The sequence below is a fragment of the Pseudomonas sp. NPDC089395 genome, assembly GCF_044749525.1.
In the GTDB taxonomy this organism is placed as follows: Bacteria; Pseudomonadota; Gammaproteobacteria; order Pseudomonadales; family Pseudomonadaceae; genus Aquipseudomonas.
The window spans coordinates 1-13,606 of the sequence record NZ_JBIVID010000010.1 but is presented as its reverse complement, the minus strand read 5'-3'; the positions used below and the strand labels follow the sequence as shown (position 1 = coordinate 13,606).

Genomic DNA, 13,606 nt, shown 5'->3' with positions numbered 1-13,606 from the left:
AACGTTTTTCCTGGCTATGGGGCGACTGGGTTCCGAAGGACGGAAGGGATCTGAACGGCAAGCAAGACTGCTATTCCTGCTACTAATAGCAGGAATAGCAGCTGCAGTGGTCCTGGCTAAATCCGGTGGGGCGGGGACAAGCTGCTAGGATGACAATTTCTAGATCGCGATGTTTCTAAAATGTCAATACGTCTGCTTAGCGTTGGAAAACCCATTTAGCACCCCTGACGACTCTGAGCGGCACGGGCTGTAGAGTCCTTCCCTATTGAGTTCGCAACTGAAGAGGGCGTGGTGATGGGCAACGAAACTAGTGGTAAATCAACATTAAGAATTTTACGCATTCGGCAGTTGCGAGAGTGCATTGGGCTGAGTAGATCGACAATTTATGACCGACTAAATCCAATGTCGCCTAGATACGACAGTACATTCCCAAAGCCAATTAAGTTAGGGAGGTTTGCGGTGGGTTGGGTTGAGGAAGATATATATCGGTGGATTGGATCTAGGGTCGAAGAGGCCAGGAAGATTTTGTCGTGATCTCTGAAGGTGTTTAATTTATGAGCTTCTCTAGCTTTGGGTCTTGGGGGGGCTCTGCTTTGGAGGGAGGCTTTCCAAGGTATATGTCTTTACCGGTGATAGTGAGTGCGGTGGATGAGGCGGAAGGGCATATAAAGGCCCCGAGGGCACTCGTTTTTTCATCTGCTCTGACGGCGATCGCTACAGCTTCTCAAGGTTTAATTGATGTTTGTAAGCCGAATGGACAAATAGTTCCAGCATCGCTGATGCTGCTGACGATTGCGAACTCTGGAGAGAGGAAGTCTACGGCGGAGAATATATTTCTTAGAGGAGTTCGACATTTTCAGGATGAAAAGGATTTGATTTATCTTAAGGAGCTTTCTGATTGGAATGCGAAGTGGTCAGTCTGGGAGGCTCGCCGGAAGGCCATGCTGAAGGAAATACTTCGTTCAGGTGATGAAGAGGGAAGTGAGGAATATCGGATATTTATGGCGCATATGGGTAATGAGCCGGTCAAGCCTAGACGTTTTAAGTTAATCTACGAAGATGCTACCTCAGAGGCTTTGTTTTTGGGGTTATATCAGAACATTCCTGCAGCAGGGCTAATTTCTAGTGAGGGTGGGGGAGTGTTGACTGGCAAGGCATTTAATGATTTGTGGAAGCAGAATGCCTTGTGGAGTGGGGATGCAATAACTGTTGATCGAGTATCGTCTGAAAGCTACGAGCTAAGAGCTCGTCTGACGGTATCAATAATGGTTCAAGAAAAAACCTTCTTGAGTTATATGACGAAGAACGGAGAGATGTCACGGGGATCTGGTTTGTGGGCTAGGTTTTTGGTTTGTAATCCAAGATCGACCCAGGGGACTAGATTGATTGGTGGAGAGAGGGTTACTTGGAATTGTTGCGAGAAATTCTCTGAGCGCATTGGGGAGATACTTAAAGAAAGCGTTGGATTCTTGATGGATCCTGCTAGGTCAAGGCTAGTGATTGGGTTTTCTCAGGAGGCGGCTCAAAAGTGGATAGAAATTTTCAATACGGTTGAATCGGCTATTGGGCCGGGAGGAAGGTTTTTTGGCATGGGTGATCATGCGTCAAAGTTGGCAGACAATATTGCAAGGGTGGCTGCCTTGTTTCATTTCTTTGAGAGAAGGAGTGGTGATATAGCTCTGGAGACCCTGGATGCTGCTACTGATGTGTGCTTTTGGTACTCTGGCGAGTTTCTCCGTTTGTTTTCATCGCCGCCTCAGGAAGAGATCGACGCACAAGAATTGGATGACTGGCTACAAGTAAGACGTGAAGCGGGTGAGAGATTTGTAGCAAAGAATATCATACTGCAAAAGGGGCCCGGGAAGATGCGAAAAGTAAAGCGTTTAGACTCTGCTATTGAAGTGCTCTCTGCGCAGGGTAAAGTTTCTCGGTCAAAATTTGAGAATGTCACATATCTCGATATTTCTCCTGGGTATTCGATGAGTAACTTTTCTCCTAGAACTATTATCTCTCCTTACAAGTCTTCAATTTAGGAGGCCTAGGTCCTAGGTGATGTTGTGTCGAGATCAGGATAGGTGTCGAGGTATAAATTTGTTTTGATGGTCTCGATTATGATGAATAGCCTGAAAGGCTCGGTTTCTTGCGGGTATGTTGTAAGTTTTGCCGTTTCGTGTAAGTCGAGAGCGCCACCCGTTAGGATGGCGTTTCATTATAGGTGAATATCGTTCACTGGAGGTTCTGGATGACGTCATCTAGCGATCGGACCTCTGCTAGCTGCTCTGCGCAGGTTTGCAGTTGATCCATGTCGTTTGTAGCCTCCAGCTTTTCAATTGCTGATTTCGGCAACTCCCCAAAGCGCTGTTTAAGTTGCAGAACTAATGTTGCTCGCACGCCTTCAATACGCCCCAGGGTGCGTGCGGCATCTAGATCCATCTGGCGTGACTCTTCCGTATCCTGCTTGGGAAACGAATGGCGCAGGGAGTATCCTAATTGTTCTCGATCCGCTTGTCGCTGACTGCCTCGGGTGACTGTGCGAGTAATATCAAACAGGACATTGCGAACCTGGAATTTTAAGTCTTCGAGGTTGGTGATGTCTAATATTTGGTATTCTTTGTTGGCTTTGAAAATGCGTGTTGCCATTTCGTCGGCAGCTACGGTTTTATCAAATTTTTTAAATTTAGGGTTGTTATATATCATGCCTCGGATCATGGATTCAAGAAGCAGTGATTTCATGCTATTAGAGGGCTGCTGATTCTTGCCCTGTCCCCCGGCGCTTGCTCGATTGCTGTAGTGCTTGTTTTCCAGATTTTTGAGTGCTTCGAGCATCGCCAAGTGGCGATTGGATAGCATCAGGGCATTGATCATATTCTGCAGGATATGATCAGTTGCAGCAGCTTCTAGGGAGCTAATTGGGATGAAATGATTTTCATAAATATATTTCACATAGACTGCTTGGCGTAAAGCTATCTCGGAGTGCTTGGATAGTTGCTCGTCAATCGCATGTTTACCTTGTCGGATAGTCAGCTCGATTTGTTGATCTTGCGAAGGTTGGATCTCTAGGCTTTCCATCCTTTCATACAACCACTGCACATGTTGTTGGTGTGCAGGCAAAGCGATCTTCTGCAGATCACGTACCTGCTTTTCGACGTTCTCAGCTTGGGCGAGTAATATCGTCGCTGTACGCATGTCTGGCTTTGGTCCACGCTCATTCCGGAAAGACAAGCTTATACTCCTCATTGTTCGAATGGGGCCTCAGTGTAGTGGGGCCAGCATGAGAGGTGAGATCGAATGTCTGTTGCTAGAGTCGTCTCTCGCAGGTTCTGTGGGCTATACGGGTGCAACAATATCTTATAAAGATGCGGTGGCGAGAGTCTCTAAGATCATTTGGTCCAAATGTAATCCAAGCTTGTGCCAAGCGTCAGCCATCTCTTTTGTATAGCTATGACGCTGATAGGTGCGTTTAACCTTGTTTTCTTCAGTGTGATTCAGGCACCGTTCTGCTACTTCAGGAAGTACTCCCAAGGCAGTCATGATAGTGGCGCCGGTGCGCCTCAGATCATGCGGGGTCCATTTCCCTCCGCTCAACAAGAGGGCTTGTGCTTTGGCGCTACGATTACTCATCACTCCCTGATCAGGCTGGCGCTGCCTGTCGCCAAGTTGTTTGGTTACGGTCTTGGAACAGACTGGGCCGCTGTCTTCCGTGTTGGGGTAGCACCAAGCGGAGTGACTGTTAAGTACTCTGATTTTTTTGAAATTCCGGATGGCAAATGAAGAGAGCGTGATGCTGTGGGCTTTTCCGTTTTTGCTGTTCTCTGCCGGTATGAGCCAAATGCCTCTGGCGAGATCAAGGTGCTCCCAGCGTGCATTGAGCAGTTCACCAATGCGGCAGCAGGTGGAGAGGGCAATCCAGATTGCAGCTTCGGTGGACGGGAGTAGGCCGGCTTCAGGAGTGAGCAGGGCTAGGGCGCGGATCTCATCATCGCTCAGCACTCGGTCGCGTTCGACTTCCTTGCCGCCAATCTTGGCCTTGCGGATGCTGGCAGTCGGATCGTGCTCAATCAGGTCTCGATCCACCGCGAACCGAAACATTTGTCGCATCAGGCTAAGGATCAGCTTGGCCATACGGTTTACGCCGCGAGCGAGAAGGGCATCGGTCACTTCGGTGATGTGCCCTTTTTTTACGTCTGCTACGGCTATTTTGCCTAACAATGGCAAAACGTCCTTTTCAAACATGCGGCGAACCTCTGCTCCACCATCCTTGCGGTTGATCAGGTCGACGGTGGCCCAGTGTTCGAATAGCTCGGAGACGCTTTTTCTTGCGGCCTGTCGGGCTTGCTCCGCTTCTGCGGCTGCTTTTTCTGCTGCTAGGCGAGCGAGCTCGGCGTCCCGGGTGGCCACGCGCGCCGCCTCTTCAGCTTCAAAATGCTCCCGGATATCCCGAATTCCTGCCTTGTGCAGGCCAGCAAGTTCCTTCGCTCGTTGGCCAGCTTCGGCCAGGGTCATGGTTCCCTCAAGCCCCTCACGGCTGTAGGTGCCGATGGGATAAGTGATACGTTCACCGATGCTGTTCGCGTAACGGAAATAAAAGAGGCGTTCTCCGCTGGTGGTGATGCGAGCAACCAAACTGCCATGCCCCCAGATGGCAACTTCACTGAGCCACTTGTCACTGGCCCCGGGTTTGGCGGTCATTTGTCGGTCTGTAATTTTGGCCATCTGGTTAGTTTTCCCGTTGCCAATTGGTTGCCAATTGAGATTCTCTGGTTGCCAATTCGTTGCCAATTGAGATCGGCTTTCCTCGAATCTCTTTGGGCTATTTTGGACGGTAAAATGAATAAAGGCCAGTAAAACCAAGGGGTTGAACATTGTGTTTCGGATGAGGCTGAATCAGATAGGATGGGTGTTTACCTTTATGGGGTGCAAGGGGTAGAGTGTTCGAATCACTCCGTCCCGACCAAAATACTCCAAAGAATCCAGTCACTTAACGGTGACTGGATTTTTTTATGCCTGATCGATTCTAACTGGTCAGCAATTTTGCCCCACTTTTTGCCCCACCGAGATGCCGATTGAATTTCGCGTGCTGGTTAGCACATCAGAATCCGTGAGTTGGGCTGCTCAGAACCGTTTAACGCTATGGGTGAATGGTCAGATGCTCGGGCCGGTCAATCTTGAATGGCCGTTTTCGACCCCAAGCGGACATCTAGGCTTGGCTGCGCAGACCTTGCAAACGCTGCATTGCCCAATGTGCATCGTCGAGAATCTCATCAAAGATAGCTTCCACCGACTGCACGGTATCGGCAAACACTACGGATGGGCCATAGTCGAGCATGCCAAGACTACTGTCGCCCGTCCGGTAGGCCTGGGTGGTGAGCGCCCCCATCACATGCGGGCGGTAGTGTTCGAAGTCGCTAGTCCCTGTCACATCCAACGCTGCGACTGCTTTTGCGCTTTGGTTGTTCAGAACCCTGTGATGCTGCTGTAGGCCAGTCTTCACTACGACGCTATCAGTACCATCGCTCTGGACCAGCAGATCCTTGTAATAACGGTGAATCCACAACTCCTCCGCGACCAACATCCGAGAGCCCATCAAGATAGCGTCAGCCCCCATCATCAGGGTCGCCGCCAGTTGGCGACCTGTTCCTATTCCTCCGCCGATGACCAGTGGAATGGAAATCTCTTTCGAGGCATGGGGCGCCTGAACCATGCTGCTGATGCCATGGGTACCAGGATGGCCTCCACAGTCATTGCCGACAACGATGACTGCATCCACGCCAAGGCGTGCAGCTGAGCGCGCGTAACGGACAGCGGGGACTTTATGCAGGACTTTGATACCCGCATCCCGTAATGCTGGAAGAATCTTTTCCGGGCTTGCCCCCGAGGTTTCGACGCAGAGGACTTCTTCCTCGGCAAGAATCCTCACGTGCTCTTGCAGGAGCTCAGCCGCCTCGGCTTGACTTGAAATGTAGAGGTTCACGCCGATGCCCTTGCCGGAGGTCAGGTCACGGCACATCCGAAGTTGTTCACGAAGCGCGTGCGAATCGGGGAAGCCGGCGGCAGCAATGAACCCCATCCCGCCAGCGTTGACGACTGCCGCGACGTAGCTCGCGTCCGAGACACCGGGCCCCATTCCGCCGCAAAGGATGGGGTGGCGAATGCCGAGCATTTCAGTAATGCGCGTATTGAACAACGGGCTTCGCATATTGGCTCTCCAGTTCGTTGACGGCACAAGGGGGCAAGCCGATCCGGACGAAGGAAGTCAAATCCACTCGACAGTGCCACACATCACGGGAAGGCTAGAATCTTATAGCTGAACAATTGTTCAGCAGTAAAGGCGAAGATCAGCTTTGGGTCGAAAGCAACCATTGGACTTTTGATTCAGGCTCAGTGCGAAATCTCCATACCAACCACCAGGAAGAAGATGGTCATCAAGCCGTCATTGATCCAAAGGTGCAGAGATTGCGAGTAGACGCGCTCACCGAGCCCGAAGGTCAGCGGGGTGTGCCAAAGGCTTTCATGGCTTTCGGCAGCTGGAGAGTTCGCCCAGATCAGCGCGGCAACAGCCGTGAGCAGTAATACGATGCCGCTGACGGCTTCGATGTGCAGAAAGCGTTCAAGGTTGGCGAAGGCCCGCTCCGCCAGTTCCTGGGCGCGAGGCACTTCTTTTTTTGCATAGTCACAGAGACTCCCGCATGGCGGCCCGACCTGCGCTGTTCGTTAACCTACCTCACTGCACCGTGCAGCTAGCACCCGCCGGTAGTCTTCAGAACAACGGGGACCAGATGAACGGCCACCTCGTGAGACGCAATGTCGAACAGGTCGTGCTGGGCGATCGTTTGAGATTTTGATCGGAGAACGTTACGGTTTATCTCCATTTCGAGCATGGAAGGTTCGGTGACCAGGCATTTGCCTGGCTGCTAGTCTTTGAGCAGGTCGTCGTGCCCGGCGACCTTGTGCTCATCGTCCCCAAAAGGAGAACTGCCGCAATGACTGCAGCCCCGAAGCCCAGGAGCACTCTCAATCCACCTGTCTTCTATACCAGCGCAATATTGATCTTCCTGCTGGTGGTATACGCCACGGCATTTCAGGAACACGCCCAATCATTGTTCGAGCAGGTTCAGCACTGGATCATCACGAACGCCAGCTGGTTCTACATTCTTACCGTGGCGCTGGTGCTGATCAGCGTGGTGTTCCTGGCGGTCAGCCGCTACGGCGACATCAAGTTGGGGCCGGACCACAGCGAGCCCGACTATCCCAAGAGCAGCTGGTTTGCCATGCTTTTCTCGGCAGGGATGGGTATCGGCCTGATGTTCTTCGGCGTAGCCGAGCCGGTCATGCATTTCACCACGCCGCCGGTAGGTGACCCAGGAACCGTCGCTGCGGCCCGTGAAGCGATGAAGATCACCTTCTTTCACTGGGGGCTTCACGCCTGGGCGATCTATGCCATCGTTGCGCTGATTCTGGCCTATTTCAGTTTCCGCAACGGTTTGCCACTGACCTTGCGCTCCGCGCTCTATCCGTTGATCGGTGAACGCATTTACGGGCCCATCGGCCATGCCGTGGATGTCTTTGCCATTCTGGGTACGGTATTTGGCGTGGCCACTTCGCTGGGCTATGGCGTGCTGCAGATCAACAGTGGTTTTCACCATGTGTTCGGCCTGCCGGTAAATGCCACGGTGCAGGTGATACTCATCGCCGCCACCTGTGCTTTGGCGACGTTGTCGGTAGCCAGTGGCCTGGATAAGGGAATCCGCATCCTGTCGGAGCTCAACCTGGGGCTGGCGGTCGTGCTGATGGTGTTCGTTTTGTTGCTCGGGCCCACGGTGTTTCTGCTGCAGACCTATATCCAGAATACCGGCGCCTATCTCTCGGACATCGTCAACAAAACGTTCAACCTCTATGCCTATGAACCCACCGACTGGATTGGTGGCTGGACCCTGTTGTACTGGGGTTGGTGGTTGTCCTGGTCGCCCTTCGTGGGGCTGTTCATCGCTCGCATTTCCCGAGGGCGAACGATTCGTGAGTTCGTCTGCGGCGTGCTGTTCGTACCGGCAGGGTTCACCCTGCTGTGGATGACGGTATTCGGTGACTCGGCGATTCACATGATCCTCAACGATGGCGTGAAAGACTTGGCGGCGGTGGTCGACCAGGACAGTTCCCTGGCGTTATTCGCGTTCCTTGAACACTTCCCGTTTTCCAGCGTGGTGTCACTGATCGCAGTGTTGATGGTAGTCGTGTTCTTCGTGACTTCGGCGGATTCGGGGGCGCTTGTGGTCGACATGCTGGCTTCTTCCGGAAAAGGCCATTCACCCCTATGGCAACGCATCTTCTGGTCGGTGAGCATCGGCGCTGTAGCGATCGCATTGTTGTTGGCTAATGGGCTCAAGGCCCTGCAGACGGCGACCATTGCCAGTGCCTTGCCCTTTGCGGTCATCCTTCTGATTGCCATCTGGGGTTTGTTCAAGGCCCTCAGCCTGGATGCGACCCGCCGCGGTTTGCGCAACCAGGCATTGCCCGGCCCTCGACATACCCGGCACCCGCACGGCGGTTGGCAACGCCGCTTGCGTAATATCGCCATGATGCCGCGCCGATCGCATGTCAATCGTTTCATCGCCGAGGTGGTTCAGCCTGCCTGTGAAGAGGTCGCCCTCGAACTGCGCAAGCAAGGTTATGAAGTGACGGTGAGTGAGCGGGAGGACGGGCGCGTGACCCTTGAGCTTTCTCATGCCGGCGAGGGGCGCTTCCTCTATGAAGTGCGGCCGCGCGCATTCAATACCCCCAGCTTCATCATGCGTGATACCGAGGACGGCGCCGATGCCCGCAAGTACTTCCGTGCCGAAGTGCACCTGCGCGAGGGTGGCCAGGACTATGACATCATGGGGTGGAGCCGCGATGATGTGATCGGGGATATCCTGGACCAATACGAGCGCCACCTTCACTACCTGCATGTGGTGAGCTGAAGGGCTGCTGGCATTGCTCTGATCAGAGGATCAGGGCAATGCCGCGTGCTGCGCCGTGCCTGAGGGCCGTTCGCAGGCCCAGAAATCCACGGCGGCGACGTCCTTGCTGGGCGGCCCCAGCCAGTAGGAAAGCGGCCGGCACCCATCGGCAGTACACAGTTCATAGTCACCGACCTCAGGGGTGCGTCCTGCGTGCAAGGGTTGCAGTGGCGGTAACTGGCGATGATAAACCCACGCACCATCGCGAAGCTGGGCATCGTCCGGGATCTCCATGCCAGCACCGTTTCCGTGGACCCGTGCCTCCGTCAGTATCAGGCCCGCAGGCGTCAGCCGATAGTCTTCTTCCCAGCGAATCTTCTCGATGCTGTGCTGCCACGCCAGGGTGAAGTCATGTATCGGCAAGCTTACCCAAGCCCCGCCTGCGAGTCCGAGACAAAGGCCGATCATGCCGTCTGTCCGGCGCCTGGCCGGTGACGCCAGGCATGCCAGCCGAGCACCGTCAAACCAAGGACGAAGCCCACCTCATCGCTGATGGGCAAGGCAAGAATCAGTGAAACACCGCCAAGGAACGCCAGAAGGCGCTCCCACCACCGCATCGGCGCGCGGAAATGACCGATCGACGCGCATCCCCAGAGTGCCACGGCCAATACCGCCTTGAGCAGCATGTACAACGTGGCACCCACACTGTCGCCCTGCATCATCAGGGCGGGGTCATACACCGCCATGAATGGCACCACAAACCCTGCCAGTGCGATGCGTACCGCCCAGAAACTGATCAACAGCCCTTTCTCCTTGGCAATGGGGGCGGCGGCAAAGCAGGCCAGCGCGACCGGCGGCGTCAGGTCGGCGAGGATACCGAAATAGAACACGAACATGTGCGAGACAATTAGCGGTACCCCGAGCTCTAACAGTGCCGGTGCAGCGATGGAGCTGGTGATGATGTAGTTGGGGATGGTCGGGATACCCATGCCCAGCACCAGGCAGGTCAGCATGGTCAAAATCAGTGAGAGGAACAGATTGTCCCTTCCCAGATCGAGTATGTAGCCGGCAAACGTTGTGGCCAGACCGGTCAGGGAGATGACACCGATGATGACCCCAACCAGCGCGCAGGCAATGCCTACCGGTACGGCATGTCGGGCGCCTTCGACCAAGGCCAGGACACAGGCACGAAGCGTGGCGCGACCGCCCTGAACGAGGGCACACGCGAGGGCAAGGACCGCAATCACCAACAGGATGACGCCAATCCCCATGTGGAAAAAGCCTGAACACAGCAGCCCCAGCGCTATCCAGAAAGCGGCACGCAGCCAGGTATTGTTGGCTCGCAGGATAATGGCCGAACCGAGAATGACGATGGCAGTCAGGGCCAGGCCAACCATGCCGGAATACAGTGGCGTGCGCCCAGAGAACAGCAAAGCCACCAGCACCAACAGCGGCACCAGCAAGAACCAGCGTTGACGCAGAGCGTCCCAGGCGCTTGGGCACTGATCGCGGGGCAAACCATGCAACTGGCTGCGACGCGCTTCCAGATGAACCATCCAGTAGACCGAACCGAAGTACAGCAGTGCCGGAATGAGTGCGGCCTTTGCCACTTCGGCATACGGCACATTGATCGTTTCGGCCATGATGAATGCCACCGCGCCCATCACAGGCGGCATCAACTGGCTACCCATGCTGGAAGTCGCCTCGACGCCACCGGCAAACGCGGGCTTGTATCCGAAGCGCTTCATCAGTGGAATGGTGAATTGCCCAGTGGTCACCACGTTGGCCACCCCTGATCCGGTAATGGTGCCCATCAACGCCGATGAAAACACCGAAACCTTGGCGGGGCCGCCACTGCGATGCCCGAACAGCCCCATCGCGAAATCGGTGAACAGGCGAATCATGCCTGCCTGCTCGAGGAAGGCGCCAAACAGGATGAACAAGTAGATATAGGTCGCCGAGACATACGTCGGTGTGCCGTACAGCCCCTCGGTGCCGAAAGCCAGTTGATTGACGATCTGGTCTAGTCCGTAGCCGCGATGCGCGAGTTCACCTGGCAGGTACTGACCGAGCAAGCCATAGGCCAGAAACAACGCACAGATGATCGGCAGTGCAATGCCCATGACACGTCGCGCCGCTTCGAACACCAGGCCGATCAAGACCAGGCCCACTGCCAGGTCCTCCGGTGTCAGCTCACCAGAGCGTTGGATCAGTTCGCCTTCGAAGTACCACTGATAGGCGGCAGTAGCCATGCCCGCAAGGCCCAACAGCCAGGCCAGTGGCTGCCAAGGACGGCGATCGCCCACGAACGAATAGCTCAGGTACACCACTATAAGCAAGAATCCCACATGGACCGACCGCAACACTTGGGTGGAGATCAGGGGGAAAGCCGCCGTGGCAATCTGAAAGATTGAAAAGGCCAGTGCCACGGCAAAAAGCGTGGCTGGCCACCGATCGGTACTGGCTTGCAGGCCTTGCGAGGTATCGCTCATAAGTTGCCACCCTCATCGCGTGGATTGGCAATCAGGGAAGCAGGTTTTTCTCCTTGTAGTACCGCTCAGCGCCCGGATGCAGGGGAATAGGCAGGTTTCTGGCCGCGTTTTGTGCCTGAATGTCTTTGGCTGCGGCATGGGCAGTGACCAGCCGTGGCAGGTTTTCAAAGATCAGTTTGGTCATTTGGTAAGCCAGGTCATCGCTGACATCCGCGCGGGTGACCAAGACATTGTTGATGGCGACTGTCGGCACGTCGTTATCCTGGCCATCGTAGGTTTTGGCGGGAATGGTGGCTTGTTGATAGGCGTTGTTGCCGATTTTGCTCACCACGTCTGCCGGGACAGGTACGAACACTACCGGCAGGGTGGCCGCCAGATCACGAATTGCCGCCTGGCCAAGTCCCGAGGATTGGAGGGTGGCATCGAGTTGGCGGTTCTTGATCAATTCCACCGATTCGGAGTAGGGCAGGTATTCGACTTTGCCCATGTCCTGATAGCTCAAACCTGCAGCCTTGAAGATCGCTCTGGCGTTCAGTTCAGTACCGGACTTTGGCGCTCCCACCGAGATGCGCTTACCTTTCAGGTCCTCGAGGGACGTGATCCCCGACTGCTTGCTGGCGACGATCTGGATGTAGTTGGGGTACGTCCCGGCTATGGCGCGCAGTTGCTTCAAGGGCGTTTTAAAGCCAGCCTGCGCATCCCCATTCCAGGCGTCCGCTACCGAATCGGCGAGTGCGAACGCCAATTCACCGCGGCCCGCTTGCAGAAGATTGAGGTTCTCTACTGACGCCTTGGTCGCTTGTACCGAGGTTTTGCTCCCTTCGATGCCATGGCTGTAGATCTGCGATATTCCCACGCCAACGGGGTAATAGACGCCGCTGGTGCCCCCCGTGAGGATGTTGATGAACGTTGGAGCGGCTTGCGAGGCTGTGCTAACGGCCATGGCGGCGCTGGCCAATGCCAGGCGAAGGAATCGATTCATGACGACGCTCTCCACTTATTGTTGTTATTCCTACGCCAGTAAACCTAGAACGAATATGCATGGCCTGCCCAATTATGTGACTCATGGGATGCCTGGCGATCAATCTGTAACCACAAGCTGAAATCCGATCGACCTCCTATGGCCTGCGAGCGTCAGAGGGTGAGGAAAGTGGATCATCTGAGGATCATGAGGAGGCTACCTGGCGCCGCGCTCATGGCAGCCGGCGTCGTGAAGTTGCCACTTCCGAATTCGTACACGAACACCGGAGAGAATGAGAGGGGATGCGCGCCACCGGAGGTATCGCCTGCTTCCCAATAGGTGTATCCCGCATCCCAATAACCTGTCAGGCGACCGGTGTTCGACTCCAACCAGGTTTTGTCCCAGGCAAATCCTGCGCCTGCTCGGGCAGTAAACCCTCCTTGGGAGGTTGCGCCCACTGCACCAGAGAGTTCAGTTGCTCCTGCAGAAAATGCTGCCAAGGAAAGCACCGCTGCTACGGCACAAGCCGTGACACCTGACTACGGGCGAGCCCTTTCCCCGAAGCGGGCCTGCCCAGGGGCGTAGCACGAGGTTCGCTGGCTCGGTTTTCTGTGGGCATGGGAATACCTCGGAGCCAGCCTTGAGGCCGGCTAAGCTGAATGTGTCTGGAATAGGAGGAATGGCGATGACCAGAAAATTCATCTGCCTGAACTGTGAGGAAGAAACAGACGCTGAGTTGAAGCACGACGAGGGATTGGATCGCCAGGTTTTCTTTTGTCAGCAGTGCGGGGCTAAGCATGTAGCTGTCATGGAGTCTCGTGCACCTGGCGGCCCACTAGAAATGCAGTTCCGGCTAGTCGAAGACTAGGCCGCTGCAGCTTGTCGGTCAGCTACGCGCCAAGGGTCGTTGGCGCGCGGAAGGGCTGCCATTGGAGGCGGGCTTACGCTGTTCCCGCACCTGTCACCTGCTAGGTCTTGGTGAACGGCTTGCCGTCAGCGCCTTTGTCGATGATGAGTCGGCAGGGAACAGTTGCAGCATCAGCGGCGCGTTGCTGCGCGTCAGCACAATGAAGAGCCGCACCCGGTGCTGCAGCACGCCGAGGTCGGCGCAGTCCACTGTGTGCGGGAGGGTGTCAGAAATTTTGTGTTCGGGCATAACATGAGTAAGAGGTGCATGTATGCCAACCAAAAAGAAATCTGAACGCCAACCAGTGCGAGAG

10 protein-coding genes and 2 pseudogenes are annotated in these 13,606 nt (G+C 55.0%); 3 read left to right on the top strand and 9 right to left on the bottom strand.

The annotated features are described in order from the left end of the window. Window positions 1-294 precede the first annotated feature (294 nt). Window positions 295-534, top strand: coding sequence for a helix-turn-helix transcriptional regulator (locus ACIPZG_RS20505; protein ID WP_400716424.1), 240 nt, complete (start codon window positions 295-297; stop codon window positions 532-534). A 20-nt stretch (window positions 535-554) separates the two neighbouring features. Next, window positions 555-2,033 carry a YfjI family protein gene (locus ACIPZG_RS20500; RefSeq protein WP_400716422.1) on the top strand — a complete coding sequence of 493 codons (1,479 nt, stop codon included), beginning with the start codon at window positions 555-557 and terminating at the stop codon, window positions 2,031-2,033. Window positions 2,034-2,226: 193 nt separating this feature from the next. Here ACIPZG_RS20500 and ACIPZG_RS20495 read toward each other — a convergent pair whose 3' ends face one another. The 4 genes and pseudogenes from ACIPZG_RS20495 to ACIPZG_RS20480 form a co-directional block, all read right to left on the bottom strand. Beyond that, window positions 2,227-3,186 carry a hypothetical protein gene (locus ACIPZG_RS20495; RefSeq protein WP_400716420.1) on the bottom strand — a complete coding sequence of 320 codons (960 nt, stop codon included), beginning with the start codon at window positions 3,184-3,186 and terminating at the stop codon, window positions 2,227-2,229. Window positions 3,187-3,348: 162 nt separating this feature from the next. Continuing rightward, window positions 3,349-4,713, bottom strand: coding sequence for a tyrosine-type recombinase/integrase (locus tag ACIPZG_RS20490; protein ID WP_400716675.1), 1,365 nt, complete (start codon window positions 4,711-4,713; stop codon window positions 3,349-3,351). 484 nt (window positions 4,714-5,197) lie between these two features. Next, window positions 5,198-6,196, bottom strand: a complete 999-nt coding sequence (locus ACIPZG_RS20485) for an NAD(P)H-dependent flavin oxidoreductase (RefSeq protein WP_400716418.1) — start codon at window positions 6,194-6,196, stop codon at window positions 5,198-5,200. A 191-nt stretch (window positions 6,197-6,387) separates the two neighbouring features. Further along, window positions 6,388-6,654 (bottom strand): annotated as a pseudogene (locus ACIPZG_RS20480) (Na+/H+ antiporter NhaA); the annotation flags it as partial. Window positions 6,655-6,980: 326 nt separating this feature from the next. Here ACIPZG_RS20480 and ACIPZG_RS20475 point away from each other — a divergent pair. Next, window positions 6,981-8,954 (top strand): BCCT family transporter, encoded by a 1,974-nt coding sequence (locus ACIPZG_RS20475; RefSeq protein ID WP_400716416.1) that lies wholly within the window; start codon window positions 6,981-6,983, stop codon window positions 8,952-8,954. Between the two features lie 30 nt (window positions 8,955-8,984). Here the strand turns inward: ACIPZG_RS20475 and ACIPZG_RS20470 are convergent, their stop codons facing one another. The 5 genes and pseudogenes from ACIPZG_RS20470 to ACIPZG_RS20450 all read right to left on the bottom strand — a co-directional run. Then, window positions 8,985-9,401: a DUF1850 domain-containing protein gene (locus ACIPZG_RS20470; RefSeq protein ID WP_400716414.1), complete on the bottom strand. Its 417-nt coding sequence runs from the start codon at window positions 9,399-9,401 to the stop codon at window positions 8,985-8,987. Continuing rightward, window positions 9,398-11,425: a TRAP transporter permease gene (locus ACIPZG_RS20465; RefSeq protein WP_400716412.1), complete on the bottom strand. Its 2,028-nt coding sequence runs from the start codon at window positions 11,423-11,425 to the stop codon at window positions 9,398-9,400. Before ACIPZG_RS20465 ends, ACIPZG_RS20470 begins: the two co-directional genes overlap by 4 nt. Before the next feature lie 31 nt (window positions 11,426-11,456). Then, the gene (locus tag ACIPZG_RS20460) at window positions 11,457-12,407 is read right to left on the bottom strand and encodes a TAXI family TRAP transporter solute-binding subunit (protein WP_400716410.1); all 951 of its coding nucleotides are present in this window, start codon (window positions 12,405-12,407) and stop codon (window positions 11,457-11,459) included. Window positions 12,408-12,580: 173 nt separating this feature from the next. After that, complete coding sequence (locus ACIPZG_RS20455; protein ID WP_400716408.1) at window positions 12,581-12,895, bottom strand: acyloxyacyl hydrolase; 315 nt, start codon at window positions 12,893-12,895, stop codon at window positions 12,581-12,583. Between the two features lie 518 nt (window positions 12,896-13,413). Further along, window positions 13,414-13,512: pseudogene (locus tag ACIPZG_RS20450) on the bottom strand (DNA cytosine methyltransferase); the annotation flags it as partial. Window positions 13,513-13,606: the final 94 nt, after the last annotated feature.